Consider the following 18530-nt stretch of genomic DNA (forward strand, 5'->3'; position numbering starts at 1 on the left):
CTTGGAACAGATGAACTTCAACAATGTCTAAATTTAGCAAAGGAACCGGTAAGTCACACCTCGATAAAGATTTTTTGGAGGAGCTAAAGCATAAATTATGGTCCACACGGGGTAGTCGTTTTCAAGCAAGTGAACGTTTAAAAGCCCAAAATAATTTTTCCTTTTTGAGCATCAGCGTGTTTTCGGCATATCTTATTATTTTTAGCTTGCTCTCAGTTTATAATCTACATAACCCTAGGGATCTATAAAGTGTGGATAAAAGAAAATGAATTTTGATCAATTGACAACAGTCAGATATTAATATTTTATGAGTAAATCCACTAAGTTGTCATCGGATGAAAGATTTAACTTTTTTCGAAGTCTATACCGACTCACTTCAACACTTCGATGTGTAATATTTAGATATGATGCGATTTCTTTTGAGCTTAGGTTCATCTTCAGTAGCGAGCATAAGCGAAGGTCGCTAACAGTTAGATTTGGAAAACCTTTTTTTAGATTTTCATAAAATCGGGTTTGGGAAGCCATAAAATGTTGTTCGAAGTTAGCTCTATCCTTTTCGTTATTGGCTATTTGCATATCAATAGTTTCTAATATTCGCTTATAGTTTTTCTGTGGGAAGCGACCTTTTAGCTCGGTATAGGTTTTTGTTAGCTCTTGTTTGATCGTTCCAATTGCTTCATCGCGTTTAAGTATTTCGTTAGTTGATAGGGTTAATTGGTTCTCAAGGTTTTCAAGCTCCTTTCTTTTCATTTCTTCTTTAAGTTCAGATACTAGCTTTTCTTTGTTCTTAAGTTGTTTATCGTGTTTAACCTTTATTTTTGTAGTTCGTTTTTTGTATGATATTATTGAGATTAAGATAATTAATGAAATGATGAAAAATAGACTTATGGGGATATATATATATGATAGCATTAAAGGTAAAACAGTAAAGTCGTATTTGATTTCTTTGGAAAAGCCTCCTTTTTCATTTTTAAATCGCAAAAGTAAGGTGTAACTCCCAGCATCTAAGTTTTGCAATGTCAGCTTGTTGTCATCTGTCAGATTAATCCATTCGTCCTGGATTGGGGATAATTTGTATTGAAAAATAGGTTTGTGGGTGTTAATGAAATTGGTGTTAAATGTGAAGGTAATTGTACTCTTCCCTTTTTTTAGTTTAATTTTAGAAGAGGGATCAAGGGGTAGAAGAATTGGTTTTAAGTTAGAAGGTTGTTGGATTTCAATTCTTGTAAAGAAAGCTTTTTCCTCTGTGATATTTTCATGATAATCCTTATTTATACTGGCAAAGCCGTTGTCAAGACAAAAGTAGGTATTACTACCTCCGGTTGACAAGCTCTGAAATTTATCAGTTAAGCTAAAGTGCTCTCCTACCGTGTAATACTGCTCAACAAAAAGGCTGTCAGCGCTATTGTTAACCTGGGCAATTTTATGGCCCGTTACAACCCAGAAGTATTGGTCGTTTTCTGTTACTATACTTGATGCTCGACCAGTTAAGGAAAGGGCATGGTTGAGTTTCTCAAAAGATACAATTCGATTGCTAATATTATCATAAGTGAACAAACCATTATCTGTCGAAATCACAATGTGTTGTCCTGCCTTAAAAATATCTAAGTGATAATCATTTGGTAACCCATCACTTTTGCCGAATGATTTAGAATGGATAATTTTTTTATTTTTTTCATCGAGCTGTAATCGAGTGAGACCCTTTACTTCGTGGCTTAACCATACATATCCAAAATAGTCTATTTCAATTAAGCGACAAGTTCCGTTAAAGCCATCGATAAAATGCGAATATTTCCATCTTTCTTTTTCTTTTTCAAACACAATGAGTTCACTGTAAGTCGAAGCGATTAATTGCTTTTTTTCTTTGCCTCTGGTTATTGTGAAGTCTGTGACGCCTGACCTACTGGACAACTGCATGACTTCGTTGTTGTGGATAACGTACAAGCCACTATTTCCTCCACAAAGCAGTTCCCCCTCTACGATGTCTAACTTCCAGATGTGTTCATTTATTCCACTGAGTTGTTTTAGGTCTTTAAAATTAAGTTGTTTTGCACTTTGTGCTTTGGCATACATTATTCCACTATTGGTTGCCAGGTAGCAATAGCCTTGGTGTTCTATTACAGAATATATGGAATATGGAATTGTATTTTTATCAACCCGATAGTGTAGTTGAGAATTAATTATAATATGTGCAATGCCATTATCAAGTCCTAGCCACAAATTATCCTGATTATCATGTGTCAGACTTAAAACCGTATTGTTTTCAAGCCCATTGTGTTGATTGATATGATGTAATATTTCACCGTCTGGATCCAAAATGTACAAACCATTAGAAATTGTTCCTATGGCATAATTTCCATTACTTAGCCTAACGCCGCAATTGACATTTTGATGATTTAAAATGCGATTCGATGTACTATTCCATTCAGATACATTATCACCCGTCAATAGTAGTAAACCATGTTCTCCACTACCAAAAATGGTTCCTTCGGGGTGGTATAGGTAAAATCTGATCGTTGAACTGGATATGCTATCCTTTTGCATCACAGTTTTATAACCATTTCTCTCCAGTGTTATAAGCCCTTGTTCACTTGATCGTGAATATATATTGCCATTGGTTTGCCCTAAAAAGAGAAAGCTACCCGCACTCGCAACAACACTACTCTTTTCGTTTGTTAAGTTGTAACTCAAAATTGATGAGAAAGATTGTAGGTATAGTGTAGAATCCTTTTTGGTAATTGACCAAATGCTATTGTCTTTAAGTAGTTTTTTATCGAATTTGCTAACTAAAGAAGTGTAATAAAGCTCTCCATGTTTATTTCGCTGCCAATAACCAACTTCTTCGTAATACCCTGCATAGATTCTCTCACTACTTTCGTCGTAATAAAGAGACCGGGTATTGACTGCATCAGGGTGTTTATGAACCGTCCAGTTGAAGCCGTCGTATTCAAGTAGTCCATCATTATTGCCAAAGAAGACATTTCCATAGTTATCCGTGCTAACATTCCAATTTTGACTTTTAGACTTGTATTCACTCCGTGGGTAAAAGATAACAACAGGGCTATATTCTTTTGCAATGCTATCTACAGTAAGAAATCCTATAACAAGGATGATTAATAATTTATCTGTAATTCGAGCTTTCACGGGTTTTTACTTTTTTATTCATTTACGAACCTAGTTGTTTCTACTCTAAACGCAAAATTTTTGGGGTTAATTGACATTAATGGCAAGTAGCAACAGGTGTATAAAGTAAAATATATAAGCAAAATAACATGATATAACTAGCAATTAATCAATGATTAGAGTTTTTATGTTGTGGTTATGTTGTGGTGCTTGTGTCGATGTTTGGTTCGTATGAGGCCGATTTATTGACAAAGTACTTATAGGAGAGTAGTTTTGTTAAAAAATGTTTTAGAGTGTATCTAATCATTTAGGTTGGCACCATTCTTTTGCTTTCGTGATTTTATTATTCAGATTAATTACAGATGTCTCGTGTATCCCGAATAAGTGATCAAAATGGAAACAATCAGTCTGTAAATTTTAAAGGAAGTAGTAATCTATGAAATTGAGAAAATACCTGGATATACTATAGATGGAATTTCTTTACACTTTACAGATGGAAGTTCTAATCTTTATTCAGGCAATGAATTAATGAAATTGATTAATGAATTAACCCAAGGTTTAGACTTTAAAGTTGCTGTAGTGAATCTAACAAATTGTGACATACCTAAAGTTTATAAAGATGTTAGAGAATTATTTAATTTTTTGGATCTACAATTTGAAGCAAGAGATCTGAAGTGTGTTAGATGATGAAGATGAATGTCAATTTCAAGACCTAATATTTCTTTCAGATCTAAGGACTTGACTTTTAGGGAATAAAACACTTAGTTATAGCTTTTAAGTAGCCTGCCATTCAAAGATTATAAATGTAAGAAATGATAAAAATGAAAACCTGGTACTGTTTAATAATTGTTGGGATGTCTTTGTTAGGATGTGACTCACAAAAAGAACCCTCAAAAAGAGGATGGGAAAGTTATAGTCAAGACCCCGTGATCGAGCATAAAGTGGATTCAATTCTATCTCTTATGACAATCGAAGAGAAAGTTGGGCAACTTGGTCAATTTTCAGGTCATACCGATTTAACTGGTCCAGCCACTGGTGATGACTTTAGAACTTATGTTGATAAGGGCTTGGTTGGTAGTATATTTAATGTTTTTGGGGTTGAGGCTTTGACGCAAATTCAAAAGCATGCTATCGAAAAGTCACGCTTAAATATTCCCTTATTATTTGCAGCTGACGTTATTCATGGTTACAAAACAATTTTTCCAATTCCATTAGCAGAATCTTGTTCTTGGGATCTCGCATTAATGGAAAAAACAGCTAGGGCGGCAGCTCTTGAAGCTACCTCTGATGGCATAAGTTGGAATTTTGCACCTATGATCGATGTTGCTAGAGATCCTCGTTGGGGGCGTGTAATGGAAGGGGCTGGTGAAGATACTTATTTAGGTAGTTTGGTTGCGGCTGCTCGAGTGACAGGATTTCAGGGCATTAAGGATTATTCGGACTTCTCAGATCCAAATACGTTGATGGCTTGCGCAAAACATTTTGTTGCATATGGTGCTGCAGAGGCAGGTAGAGATTATAATACCGTTGATGTTTCTGACCATCGACTACGTGAAACGTATTTCCCTCCATTTGAAGCTGCTGTTGAAGCAGGTGTAGCATCATTTATGACAGCATTTAATGAAGTTTTTGGTGTGCCATGCACTGGTAGTAAATATCTATATACAGATGTTCTGCGTGACGAATGGGGGTTTAAAGGTATGGTGGTTACAGATTATACCGCTATTCTGGAGATGATTGATCATGGTTTTTCTGAAGATCTTAAGGAAGCAGCCATGCAGTCGATCAATGCAGGTATTGATATGGATATGAAGAGTATGGCTTTTTCAAAGCACCTGGCAGAATTGGTAAAAGAGGGAAAAGTGCCTGAGTCAGCTATTAATCAGGCTGCAGCGAGGGTTTTGGAAATGAAGTTTCTACTTGGTTTGTTCGATAATCCTTATAAATACTTAGACCACGATAGAGCGAATAAATGGGTATCTCACCCCGACCATTATAAGCTTGCGCTTGAAGCTGCTAAACGCTCAATCGTATTGTTAAAAAATGATGACCATATATTACCAATGTTGCCTAATAAAATGAAGCAAGTTGCATTGATCGGTCCAATGATTAAAGAACGTAGCAGCTTAAATGGCGAATGGGCAATAAAAGGTGATAGGAATGAAAGTATCACTCTTTATGAAGGTCTTATGCAGGAATATTCTAAAAGCAAAGTGTCCTTTTCTTATGCAAAAGGTTGTGGACTTGAAGATGAAGATGATATGAAGGGCTTGAACGAAGCCATTCGTATAGCTCAAAATAGCGATGTAATACTACTTGGTTTAGGTGAGAATTATCACTGGTCTGGCGAAGCTGCGAGTAGGACCAATATTAAGCTACCTGAACCTCAGTTAAAATTAATGAAAGCCCTGAAAAAAACGAATAAACCAATCATTCTAGTTCTTTTCAATGGTCGACCTCTTAACCTATCATGGGAGGATGATAATATTGAGGCAATCGTTGAAGCATGGTACCCTGGTACGATGGCAGGAGAGGCTGTCGCAAATGTGTTATCTGGTAAGTACAACCCTTCAGCGAAACTAACACTGACCTTCCCAAGAAATGTTGGTCAAATTCCAATTTATTACAACCATAAGAATACAGGACGTCCTTATGTTGAGGGTAGTGGAGCAGACTATCGCTCATCCTATCGTGATGTACAAAACTCACCCTTATATCCATTCGGTTATGGCTTGAGTTATTCAACATTTGAATATAGTGATCTAAAATTGAGTACAAATACAATTTTCCTCGATGGTGAGATTAAAATCAGTTTAGAAGTAAAAAATAAAAGCGGTATGGCTGGTGAAGAGATAGTACAGCTTTACATACAGGATGTAGCAGCATCTGTAACGCGACCTGTTAAAGAATTAAAAGATTTTAAGAAAATCCACCTCGAAAAAGGAGAATCTAAAAATGTTACTTTTTCAATAAATAAGAAGTCTCTTACATTTCTTGGACAGGATAAAACACCCATTGTAGAACCTGGTAAATTTCGTTTATGGGTAGGCCAACATTCGGCCGATGAGCGATTAAATGCCGAATTTGAGCTGCTTAATAATAATTAGACACCATTGTTCGATGGTGAAATACTAGATAAAATTTAATATTCAGTCGATAATCTAAATTTAATTTTATGAGTTTTGGACAAATCCTTAATTGCATCTATGAACCATTGTTAAGGCAATTGGTAACATCGAATGCTATAAAAAAAAGAAGGGCAATTTTTGCTGCTGCTATTATGTTACTAATATCATCATCAACAATTTGTGCTCAAAATATTACTGTTAGTGGCAAGGTAAATGACACAAGTGGAGAGCCGGTAATTGGTGTTAATGTGGTTCTGGAAGGAACGGTAACAGGAACAATAACTGATGTTGATGGAAATTATGCACTGCCGAATGTTCCATCTGATGGAGTATTACTTTTTTCATTTATTGGACTCGAATCACAAACTCAATCTATAAATGGTAGATTACAGATTGATGTTGTTATGCAAGAAGACTCAGAACTTGTTGACGAAGTAGTGGTGGTTGGTTATGGTGAAATGAAAGTCAAAGACTTAACATCCGCTATTACAACAGTCAAGTCAGAGGAGCTACTCAAGACTCCGTCTGGTCAGGCAGTTCAGGCGCTTCAAGGAAAAGTGGCAGGTGTTCAAATCGTTGGTGCTGGAGCTCCAGGCGATTCGCCTACAATCAGAGTGCGTGGTGTAGGTTCATTTCCTGGTAATAATAGTGAAGATCCTTTATTTGTTGTAGATGGGGTTTTATACGATAACATAGACTTTCTTAATACAGCTGATATCGCTTCAATGTCAATTTTAAAAGATGCTTCCTCCGCTGCAATCTACGGTGTACGTGCAGCAAACGGTGTTGTTTTAATTGAAACAAAAGGTGGTAAGAAAAATCAAAAAGCCAGTGTCACTTACGATGGTTACTATGGTGTTCAAGTTGCAGCGGATGTACTTAAAATGGCTAATACTGAACAGTACACACAAATGATAATGGAATCAGGTGTTGAAGCTGATATAGCTAAAATTTACGAGTCAATGCAACGCTATGGAAGAAGTCATGTTAATCCTAATGTGCCAGCTACAAATACAGATTGGTATAACGAAGTTATGCGTACTGCTCCAATCCAAAACCATAGTTTTAATGTCGCAGGAGGTAGTGAAAATGCAACTTATTCACTAGGTATAAACTATTTCGATCAAGAAGGTATTTTGGATATGCCAAATGAGTATAGTAGGTTAAACTTGAGAGCAAAAATTGACTATGATGTGAGGGATTGGTTGACCGTAGGTGGTAACATGATTATCAGTGATGCGGAAAAGTTAGCTCCAGAATCAGGAGCTTGGCGTGAAGCATATTATGCAGTTCCAACAATGCCTGTTTATGATGAAATGAATGGTACTTTAGCAAATGCTAAAGCATTGGGATATAGAGGGTATCAAAATCCATTTGTTGCAATGAATTATAATCGTAATGAATTAGAGATTCAGAAAACAATGGCTAGTTTTTATGCTCAGTTAAACTTTATCCCAAAGAAATTAAATTTCAAAATTGCTTATAGCACTAATACATCAAATATGGCTGAACGTTACGTGCGTTTACCATACGATATTGGTTGGCAAACACAGCGATTTCCTGAAGAGTCTTCAATCCGCAGAGTAGATAATAAATTTTCGAATGAAACACTGGACAACGTATTAACTTACACTGATACTTTTGATAAGCATAACCTTACTGTAATGGCAGGTCATTCATATCGAAGTGAAAGTTCTGTAGGCTTTTCTGCTACTGGTCTTGATTTTCCTTATCAAGATGAGAAATCATGGTATTTAGCACAGAGCAGTACTATTGATGAAGGCTCTGTCACAGATTGGGGATATAGTTTTTATGGAGTTTCATATTTTGGACGTATTTCATATAGTTTTGATAATAAATACTTGCTATATGGAACCTATAGAGCAGATGGCAGTTCAAAATATCAAGAAAAATGGGGCTATTTCCCTACGATAGGTGCTGGTTGGGTTCTTTCAGAAGAAAACTTTTTTAATAATGTATCACTTATTGAATACCTGAAATTACGACTAAGTTGGGGTGAACTAGGTAATAACAATGTAAGAGCTAATGATGGCACTGCTACAGCATCCGTTGTAGAAGCAGCCCTTGGTGACCAACGAATACCTGGAATAGTAACGCAAAATATCTTCTCATACTTACAATGGGAAGTAAGTTCAGAAACAAATGTTGGTTTAACAGCTAAAATGTTCAATTCACGTCTATCTGTGGATGCAGATTATTTTGTGAGAGATACAAAAAATGCAGCCATCGAGGTTCAGGAGCCATTTACTGAATTTAGAATTCTAAGAAATGTTGGAGAGATTCGAAACAGTGGTTTTGAGTTGGCTTTGGGGTGGAATGATAGAATCAATGATAATTGGAGTTATACGGTAAATGCCAACATGTCTACCCTTACTAATGAAGTTCGAGATCTATTTGGTCAACCTTATATTGATTCAGGTAAGGCTGAATTTCGACAGAGAAGTGAAGTAGGTGAACCTTTAATGTCATTTTATGGTTGGAAAATTGCTGGTGTATACCAAAATCAGAGTGAAATAGATTCAGATCCAGTAGCGCTTGCTAATAGCTTGGAACCAGGAGATTATCGTTATGTCGATCAGAATGGAGATGATGTTATTGATGATACGGATCGGGTTTATTTAGGAGCTTATATCCCATCATTTACGTATGGGTTTGATTTTGGAGTTGCATTTAAAAATTGGAATTTTTCAGCAAGCTTCTATGGGCAGGAAGGAAATAAGGTCTTAAATCGTAAACGAGGTGAGATTCTTTGGACATCCGATGTAAATATGGATGCTGAATTGGCAAATAACTTATGGAGAGGTGAAGGTACTTCCAACAAATATGTTTCTTCTGCCGGTTTGCGAAAAGGGTGGAATCAAAAAATGAGTAATTATTTTGTTGAAGATGCTTCGTTCATTAGAATTCAGAATGTACAACTATCATACACATTGAATGATAAATCACTGTTTGGTGTGAAGGTGCCAAATTCAAAAATCATTTTTACAGCTGATCGTCCTATTACGTTTTCTAAGTACAATGGATTTAATCCAGAAGTATCTAATGGTATTGATACACAAACATATCCAATACCTTCTTCATATACGCTAGGATTAAATATTAAATTCTAATGATGTCAAGGAAAATGATTAAGAGAAACTTAAAAATGACAAAAATGAAAGCAATTCATAAAATCAAATTTGGAATACTGTTTTTGGTAATCGCAATAGGGGGAACCTCTTGTCACGATTTGCTTGATGAGTTACCTGAAAACAGAACCTATGTAGAAGAAATTGATTATTCAGACGCATCAAACATGTATGCATCCTTAGTTGGTGTTTATTCAGAATTCGCGTCAAGAGGCTGGGAAGACATTCCTGCTGTCGCGGTACGTGGTGATGATGTTAATCATGGAGGAGAAGGAGATCAGCAGGGATTTGCAGACATGGATAACTTCAAATACGACGAAGGTTTTTGGATGATTAATTCTGTTTGGAAAAACTTTTATGGTGATATATTTAAATTTAATGGTGCCATTGAAGAATTTGAAAAATATAAAGAGGCGGGTGTTTCTGAAGGTCTCGTTAATCAATACATCGCCGAAGCTACTGTACTCAGGGCATTCTGTCTTCTTCAGGTTTCAAGATCATTTGGTACCATAATGACACCAGAAACATCACAGCCGAGTGAACTTTATGGCTTAGAACTAAAGACAAAGGCCGAAGTGATGCAGTATATAGTTGCTCAAATGCAAGCTGTGAGGAATAACTTAGAAGTTACTCACCCTGGTCAACGTGCTGATATCCCTGGAGGAGTGAATAAATATACTGCATTGGCGGTTGAGGCAATTGCGCAATTAGAATTGAAAAATTACCAAGGTGTTGCAGATGCTACTACCCAAATTATCAGTGATGGGGTCTACGAACTTGAAGATAATTTTTACCAATTATTTAAAACGCCTGGTAAACTAAACAAAGAGAATATTCTTGAATTACAGTATTCCGATTTTAATGAAGGTACTGGTGATAGGATCGGACATCTATTTGGTTTTTATGGTTCTCAAAACTGGACGCCAGCGGTTGAAGGTGCAGGCTCTGGATGGGGATTTTATGAGCCCAGCTTTAAGTATATTAAGTTTATGCTTGATAGGGGTGAAACGATTAGGTTAGAAACCAGTGTATTGTTTACCGACAGAGGTATTGCTGAGCTTAAAAAGGATCCAGCTTATTCAAGTTTACCTTCATTTGTGAGTAATACAACAAGAGATGGTGATGTCATAAATGATTATGCTCGTGCATTTTTTGCAAGTGGTAAGCACTATCTGCCATCAGTTCAGTTAATTCCGGGTAGAACAGAATATGGTTCTAACAAAAACTACACCGCTATTCGCTATGCTGAAGTTCTATTAATGCATGCCGAAGCTTTGGTGCAAGGCGCCTCAAGTAATACAATGACTGCAGATGAAGCCATTAATACGGTTCGTAATCGTGCCAACTTAGCTAATCTTTCAGGGGTAACTCTTGATCAGGTAATGGATGAGAAGTTTGCTGAACTGGCAATGGAATGGGGAATCCGTTTTTATGATATGGTGCGCTTAGAACGTCATGATGAATTAAGTTATGATGGACGAACATTTACTGAAGATAAAGTCTACTTGCCTTATCCGCTCGAGCAATCCGATGCTTTACCAATCCTTAAAGAAACGGAACAGCAATAGTTACTTGATTCAGGTTTAAATATCATATGTAGAATATAAAAAAATGCAAATATGAAGAGCGTTAAAAATATAATATTACTTGGATTAACTATCCTGATAGCAGTAGCTTGTGAGGATGGAATCGATCCTATTTCACATGTTCCGAAAGGGGTAGATGAATTAGCTCCTGTAATTACGATTAATTATCCTCAAGAAGGCGATTTGGTGCAAGATTCTTTGGAGATAGCTCCAGTAGTATTCAAACTAACAGCCCTCGATGATGTAGAAATGAAAGAGGTAATTGTAGAATTAGATGGTCAAGAGATTGAGAGATATACAGCTTTTACTGACTACATGATTGTTAAAAAGGATGTTCATTACCCGACTCTTGAGGTTGGAGCTCATACTCTTTCTGTGACGGCAACCGATATGACTGATAAAACAGCCACATCAACAGTTAATTTCCTAAGAGTAACAGATCTTGGTATGGTTGGGCCATTACCAGACGAAAGCTACTACATGCCATTCGATGGAGAGAATATCGATCGTTTTATCTATCGAGCTGATATGGTTTCTGTTTTTGGAACTCCTGTCTTTAATGACAATGGAAAAATGAATGAAGCATATGAAGGTGCCGCAGATTCATATTTAACTGTGCCGGTAAATGGCTTAACTTCTGATGAATTTTCAGCTGCATTCTGGTATAAAGTCAATGCAACTCCTGACCGTTCTGGCATTCTCGTAATTGGAGCACCTGATCAGGGAAAGCCTGCAGATGCACAAAATAACCGCCAATTTGGATTCCGTTTATTCCGAGAAGGTAATGCAGAAAAGCAACGTATTAAATTAAATGTCGGAAACGGTGAAGGCGATGCATGGAACGATGGAGGAGAAATTGATGTAAATGATGAATGGGTTCATATCGCCTTTACAATTTCTAATACTAGTTCAATTGTATACATCAATGGAGAGGCTGTCAATCAAAACGATATTACAGGTGTAAGTTGGGACAACTGTGAGGTAATGTCGATTATGGCTGGAGATCCTTACTTTAATGAATGGGGTCATAAGTCTGATAATAGTTTAATGGATGAATTAAGACTATTCAATAAAGCGCTTACAGCTGGTGAGATTAGTGGTTTAATGGCTGATATTCCGGATGTTTTGGATAGTGAGACATATTATATGGCCTTCGATGGTGACTATTTGCCAGAAATGGCGGCTACAACTACTGGGATGCCAGCATATGTAACTGACGGTTACTCAAGAGAAGCTTACCAGGGGGCAGCAGATTCATACTTAACTGTTCCAACACTTGGATTCTTGTCGAGTGAGGTTTCAGCTACATTCTGGTACAAAGTAAATGCTACTCCTGACCGCTCAGGTATTTTAGTTGTAGGTGCTCCGGATACAGGTAAACCTGCAGATGCACAAAACAACCGAAATTTTGGATTCCGTTTATTCCGTGAAGGCAATGCTGAAAAACAACGTATTAAACTGAATGTTGGAAACGGAGTGAGTGATGCTTGGAATGATGGAGGAGAAATTGATGTGGATGGACAATGGGTTCATATTGCGTTTACAATTTCTGCAACAAATAGCGTAGTCTATATCAACGGAGTAGCTGTCAATACCAATGATATTACTGGGGTAAGTTGGGAAAATTGTGAAATACTTTCTGTCATGTCAGGTGATCCTTACTTTAATGAGTGGGGGCATAAATATGATGCCAGTATTATGGACGAACTGAGGTTCTATAAAAAAGCTCTTTCTGCAGATGAAGTACGTGCAACCATGAAGTAATGGATTGTAAATTATAAATATTACTAAAAAACCATTGGTAGCCCTCGTTTTAGAGGGCAACCAATGGTTAAAATAGAAGATTATGAGGACATTCTTTCTTTTAATTATTGCAATATGTGCAACAACAGTTAGTGGCCAGATAATCTTCTTTGATGAAGGAACCAATCATACTTATTACGATCAAGGTATTGTTAATGTAGGGGAAATGGGAAGTAGTACCTTTGAACATACTTATCCTCCTGGGGCACCCCAATATAATGATAAGATTCCTTGCGTTACAAGTGCTTATAGAGGCAATACTGCCTTGGTATTTAATTATTTCTCTTCGGATGCAGGAACTTGGATGGCTTCCGTGTATCGTAAAGATTGGTCAACAGCAGACATTACAACCTCAGATTTTCTCTCGTTTTTTGTATATGCAACAGAAGAGTTAGATGCTGCCAGCTTACCTCTTATTGCTATTAAAGCTAACCTGGATGCTGCTTCAGGAGACCAAATAACTCCATTTTATACACCTGAAACAAATGACCCCGTAATACCTGCTGAAACATGGACTCAGGTGCTCCTTCCTTTACAACCGATTTTTGACGATTCTCAAAATACATCTTTAAACTTCACTGAGACCAAAGGAATTGTTTTTAGTCAATCAGAAACTACTAATACGCAACGAACACTCTATGTTGATGAAATTTCAACTTATACTAAGGTTGATGAGGTGCCCGAAGTAGAAGATTTATCAGCTTTAGGCTATGATTCACATGTAGAATTACGCTGGCAATCGCCATGGCCGAATATGAATTTTGACATTAAAGCTTCAGTAGATGGAGGTAATGTTTATAATTATCTGACGACTACTTCTGATACCTCATACTTACACTTCTTTCCTCAATCAGCTCGTAACTCAACAATCCAATATAAAATTATCAGTCGCATTGGTGAAAGTACTTCTGCAGGAGAAACAATTACGGTTGAGGTCCGTGATTTTTCTGATGAGGAATTATTGCAAATGATTCAGGAATACACATTTCGTTACTTCTGGGAAGGGGCTGATTCAAATACGGGAATGGCAAAAGAGCGAACAAGTGGCAATGTAATTGCATCAGGTGCCAGTGGAATGGGATTAATGGCGATGATAGTTGCGCATGAAAGAAATTTACATGCGCAGGATGCTATCAAGGATCGGGTCTTAATGATGCTTTCTTTTTTGGAAAATTGTGATCGTTACCATGGTGCCTGGTCTCATTGGTATAATTCTGATGGTACCACGAAACCTTTTTCACCAAAAGATGATGGAGGAGATTTGGTCGAAACGTCATTTGTTGCTGCTGCGTTAATTGCTTTAAGAAATTATTTTTCCGGTGAGGATATTAAAGCGGCACAGATACGCGAGAAAGCCGAGCAGCTATGGCGTGAAATCGAATGGACTTGGTATCAGAAAAATGGTGAAGATCAATTGTATTGGCACTGGTCGCCAAATTACGGCTTTGAAATGAATATGAAAATAAAGGGTTGGAACGAAGCTTTGATTACATATCTAATGGCAGCTTCATCACCTGATTTTAGCATTGGTCAAAGTGTATATGATAGAGGTTGGGCTGCAAATGGCAACATGGTAAATCCTCGCTCATATTATGACTTTAATATCTCACTTTCGCCCGATTATGGTGGGCCACTTTTCTGGACTCACTATACACACTTAGGCATTGATCCGCGTGAATTAAAAGATGTATATGCTAATTATTGGACAGAACTTGTCAATACAGTCAAGATACATCATGCATATGCGGTAGATAACCCCAAAGGTCATTTAAATTACAGTGATAAATGTTGGGGCTTAACAGCTAGTGATGATCCTGATCAAGGTTATGCAGCCCATCAGCCTTGGTATAATGATAATGGTACTATTGCTCCTACAGCAGCAATAGCATCTATACCTTATACCCCTGAAGAATCAATGAAGGCAATTAAATATTTCTACAGGGAACGTGGCGGACAGTTATTTGGAAAATATGGTTTTTACGATGCTTTTAATGATAATCAGAACTGGGTAAAACATGATTATATCGGTATCGACCAAGGGCCAATCCTTGTTATGATTGAAAATCATCGCTCTGCTTTATTGTGGAATAATGTTATGAAGGATGAAGAGGTACAGCTTGGTTTGGGTAACCTTGATTTTGACGGTTATGTTGGGATTTTTACACCGAAGCATTTTAAGTCTCTGGATATCTTTCCAAACCCAAATAAAGGTCGGTTTTCTGTGAAACTTCCAGAGTTAGAACCGCAAGTAGTAGAAATTATAATTTACACCATTCAGGGACAAAAAACATACACGAAAACCATGCATTCATCGTCATACCAGCAGCTATATGAGGTAATGGATATTGAACCCGGATGGTACATTGTTACTGTCATTACTGATCATGATACTTATGCTGCTAAAATATTGGTTAGATAAGTTTTGGCAGCTTCATTCTTTAAATAATAAGTTACTAGTTTAATAATATTAGAAAACAGAATATGAACCAATACAAAAATTATAGCATTTTACTGATTTACAGTATTGCATTCGTTTTAATAATGGGGTGTAGGCCCTCATCCAAACAGACAAATAACAAATCTGTCAAGGCAAGTAACAAGTTACAGTTAAATGATGAACAATTATTGGATACTATTCAATATCAGACATTCCAATATTTTTGGTCAGGTGCTGAGAAAAATTCAGGTATGGCTTGTGAACGCATCCATATGGATGAAATATACCCTCAAAACGACCAACATGTGGTCACTTTGGGAGGCTCTGGTTTTGGGGTAATGGCTATTTTGGTGGGTGTTGAACGTGGTTTTATTAGCCGAAGTGAGGCGCTTGTGCGTTACCAACAGATTGTTGATTTTTTGGGTAATGCAGACCGTTTTCATGGAGCTTGGCCACATTGGTTGGATGGCCGAACGGGAAAAGTAGTGCCTTTTGGAAAAAAAGATAATGGTGGTGATTTAGTAGAATCAGCTTTTATGATTCAAGGCTTGTTGACTGTTGCCGAATATTTTAAAGGGGGCAATGAAGCAGAGCAACAACTAGTCAGGGATATTGAAAAGTTGTGGCACGATGTAGAATGGAGCTGGTACACGAAAGGGGGCGAAAATGTGTTGTATTGGCATTGGTCGCCTGAGTATAACTGGGAAATGAACTTTCCCGTAGGAGGTTATAATGAGTGTCTGATTATGTATGTATTGGCAGCAGCTTCACCAACATACCCAATTAAGCCAGAAGTTTATCATCAAGGATGGACAGTCAATGGCCAAATTACAAAGGATACCATCTACTATGAATTACCTACTGTCTTAAATTATTTTGAGCATAACGATGATGCCATAGGACCTTTGTTTTGGGCTCATTATTCATATTTGGGTTTAAACCCCCAGGGACTTTCAGATAAATACGCTGATTACGATGAACTAACAACTAATCATGCAAAAATCCATTATCGCTATTGTGTTGATAACCCTGGTGGTTTTAAAGGTTATGGTCCAAATCAATGGGGATTAACATCAAGTTACTCCATGAAAGGTTATGCAGGTCATCACCCTGGTAATGAGGATTTGGGCGTGATATCTCCAACGGCTGCTTTGAGTTCGTTTCCATATACTCCTGCTGAATCTATGAGCTTCTTAAAATACCTGTATACAGAGGCTGATTCATTAGTTGGTAAATATGGACCATATGATGCTTACAGCCATAGTCATAATTGGTATTTGCCTCGATATCTGGCCATTGATCAAGGACCAATTCCTGTTATGATTGAAAATTACCGAACAGGTTTACTCTGGAATCTTTTTATGAAGAATGATGATGTAAAAAATGGTCTTCAGAAACTAGGGTTTAAATACGCAGAAAAATGAAGTTTTTAAAAATAATTAAGAACGTGTTGATAGTTGTGTTATTCAGCCATGTTGGCATGGCTGATGCACAAGAAATAATTCCACAAACGTATTGTAATCCAATCGATTTAGATTATACCTATATGGTATATAATTCCAGTAGGAATATATCATATCGCTCTGGTGCCGATCCTGCTGTTGTTGAGTTCAGAGGTGAGTATTATATGTTTGTAACACGCTCCTTTGGATATTGGCATTCTACTGATTTGATTAATTGGAGATTTATAAGACCTGAGCAATGGTTTTTTGAAGGCTGTAATGCACCAACTGCTTTTAATTATAAAGACTCGCTATTATATTTTGCCGGCGACCCTGCTGGATATGGTAGTATCTTATATACCGATAATCCGCAAAGTGGCAGATGGACCCCTACAGCGTCAATCACCAATAATGTTCAGGATTCAGAATTATTCATCGACGATGATGGCAAAGCATACCTGTACTGGGGCTCTTCAAATGTTTATCCAATAAAAGTAAAGCAGCTGAATAGAGACGATCGTTTTTTAGAACTAGGAGAACCGAAAGAATTAATAAATCTTGTGGAAGAAGAACATGGTTGGGAGCGTTTCGGTGAAAATAATTTTCATCCAACTCTTAAGGAAGGGTATATGGAAGGAGCATCAATGACCAAGCATAAAAGTAAATACTATTTACAATATGCAGCTCCTGGTACTCAGTTTAATGTTTACGCAGATGGAGTTTATATCAGCGATTCACCAACAGGCCCTTTTACATACATGAAGAGTAATCCAATGTGCTTCAAGCCAGGTGGTTTTGCCAATGGAGCCGGTCATGGCATTACCGTTAAGCAAACCAATGGTCAGTATTGGCACTTTGCAACAATGGCATTGGCATCAAATTCCCATTGGGAACGTCGTTTATGTATGTTTCCTACTTATTTCGATAGCGAAGGGTTGATGTATTCCTCTACGCACTATGGTGATTATCCTCGATATGCACCAGATCACCCTTATCATCCCGGTGAACACTGTGGCTGGATGTTATTGTCTTACAAGGGAAAAACTACTGTTTCCTCATCACAAAAGCAGATTAAGAAAAGTACATCAACCGATGATGCATACGAAATTACTGAAATGCCTATACAGAAAGCTGTTAACGGAGGGTTTATTTCGGAAGTTTTAACCGATGAAAGCCCAAAATCCTATTGGGTGGCTGATAAGAACGATGCCAATCAGTGGATTAAAGTGGAACTATTAACTCCGGGAAAAATATATGCAATTCAACTCAATTATCACGATGAAGAATCAGGAATTTATACGCGTACTGAAGGATTATGTCACCGCTTCTTGATTGAGGTATCGGACGATGGGCAAAATTGGAAGAATATTATTGACCGAAGTAATAGCTTTAAAGATTCTCCCAACGCATACATGGTACTGAAGGAGCCGATGGAGGCTAAGTTTGTACGTTACCTAAACATCGAAGTGCCAGGGAAAAATCTAGCCATGTCAGAAATCAGAATATTTGGACGTGGAAATGACAAATTGCCATCTATGGTGAAAGGTTTAACAATTAACAGAAATGATGATCGACGAGATATTTCTTTCTCGTGGAAACCCGTAAAAGGCGCTCAGGGATATAATATTCGTTGGGGTATTGCACCCGATAAACTATATCAATCGTGGATGATATATGATGTTAACGAACACTTCATGCGTTGTCTGGATCGCGATACACCCTATTATTTCTCTATTGAGGCTTTTAATGAGAATGGTATTTCAAAAATGACAAAACCAGTATTGGTTAAATAAAGCACATGTTTCAGCCCGGAAAAAGGTTAGTAAACGTACTGACTTTTTCCGGGTTTATTAGCAATAAAA

Annotated in this window: 9 protein-coding genes; 8 read left to right on the top strand and 1 reads right to left on the bottom strand. The window is 37.2% G+C overall.

Annotation, left to right across the window (positions count from 1 at the left end):
* Positions 1-23: 23 nt before the first annotated feature.
* A complete protein-coding gene (locus FNN09_RS21540) occupies positions 24-248 on the top strand; it encodes a hypothetical protein (protein ID WP_185968807.1) in 225 nt (74 codons plus the stop codon).
* 49 nt (positions 249-297) lie between these two features.
* On the opposite strand, the gene FNN09_RS01095 is transcribed toward FNN09_RS21540, so the two are convergent.
* The gene (locus FNN09_RS01095) at positions 298-3144 is read right to left on the bottom strand and encodes a triple tyrosine motif-containing protein (protein ID WP_143299621.1); all 2847 of its coding nucleotides are present in this window, start codon (positions 3142-3144) and stop codon (positions 298-300) included.
* Between the two features lie 833 nt (positions 3145-3977).
* On the opposite strand from FNN09_RS01095, the gene FNN09_RS01100 reads away from it, so the two are divergent.
* From FNN09_RS01100 to FNN09_RS01130, 7 genes are all read left to right on the top strand, one after another.
* Entirely contained in the window at positions 3978-6230 is a 2253-nt protein-coding gene (locus FNN09_RS01100; RefSeq protein WP_255433946.1) for a glycoside hydrolase family 3 N-terminal domain-containing protein, read from the top strand.
* A gap of 68 nt (positions 6231-6298) precedes the next feature.
* On the top strand, positions 6299-9382 hold the full coding sequence (locus FNN09_RS01105) for a TonB-dependent receptor (RefSeq protein ID WP_255433923.1): 3084 nt from the start codon (positions 6299-6301) through the stop codon (positions 9380-9382).
* 44 nt (positions 9383-9426) lie between these two features.
* Entirely contained in the window at positions 9427-10968 is a 1542-nt protein-coding gene (locus tag FNN09_RS01110; protein WP_143299623.1) for a RagB/SusD family nutrient uptake outer membrane protein, read from the top strand.
* A gap of 51 nt (positions 10969-11019) precedes the next feature.
* Positions 11020-12750, top strand: coding sequence for a LamG domain-containing protein (locus FNN09_RS01115; RefSeq protein ID WP_143299624.1), 1731 nt, complete (start codon positions 11020-11022; stop codon positions 12748-12750).
* Positions 12751-12832: 82 nt separating this feature from the next.
* Complete coding sequence (locus tag FNN09_RS01120) at positions 12833-15208, top strand: glucoamylase family protein (protein ID WP_143299625.1); 2376 nt, start codon at positions 12833-12835, stop codon at positions 15206-15208.
* A 62-nt stretch (positions 15209-15270) separates the two neighbouring features.
* Positions 15271-16650 (top strand): glucoamylase family protein, encoded by a 1380-nt coding sequence (locus tag FNN09_RS01125; RefSeq protein WP_255433924.1) that lies wholly within the window; start codon positions 15271-15273, stop codon positions 16648-16650.
* A complete protein-coding gene (locus FNN09_RS01130) occupies positions 16647-18461 on the top strand; it encodes a family 43 glycosylhydrolase (protein WP_143299626.1) in 1815 nt (604 codons plus the stop codon). Before FNN09_RS01125 ends, FNN09_RS01130 begins: the two co-directional genes overlap by 4 nt.
* Positions 18462-18530: the final 69 nt, after the last annotated feature.

It is taken from the genome of Carboxylicivirga sp. M1479, assembly GCF_007097485.1.
Lineage (GTDB): Bacteria > Bacteroidota > Bacteroidia > Bacteroidales > Marinilabiliaceae > Carboxylicivirga.

Coding starts and splice junctions, on each gene's coding strand:
- FNN09_RS21540 (WP_185968807.1), top strand. CDS start 24: ATGTCTAAATTTAGCAAAGGAACCGGTAAGTCACACCTCGATAAAGAT.
- FNN09_RS01100 (WP_255433946.1), top strand. CDS start 3,978: ATGTCTTTGTTAGGATGTGACTCACAAAAAGAACCCTCAAAAAGAGGA.
- FNN09_RS01105 (WP_255433923.1), top strand. CDS start 6,299: ATGAGTTTTGGACAAATCCTTAATTGCATCTATGAACCATTGTTAAGG.
- FNN09_RS01110 (WP_143299623.1), top strand. CDS start 9,427: ATGAAAGCAATTCATAAAATCAAATTTGGAATACTGTTTTTGGTAATC.
- FNN09_RS01115 (WP_143299624.1), top strand. CDS start 11,020: ATGAAGAGCGTTAAAAATATAATATTACTTGGATTAACTATCCTGATA.
- FNN09_RS01120 (WP_143299625.1), top strand. CDS start 12,833: ATGAGGACATTCTTTCTTTTAATTATTGCAATATGTGCAACAACAGTT.
- FNN09_RS01125 (WP_255433924.1), top strand. CDS start 15,271: ATGAACCAATACAAAAATTATAGCATTTTACTGATTTACAGTATTGCA.
- FNN09_RS01130 (WP_143299626.1), top strand. CDS start 16,647: ATGAAGTTTTTAAAAATAATTAAGAACGTGTTGATAGTTGTGTTATTC.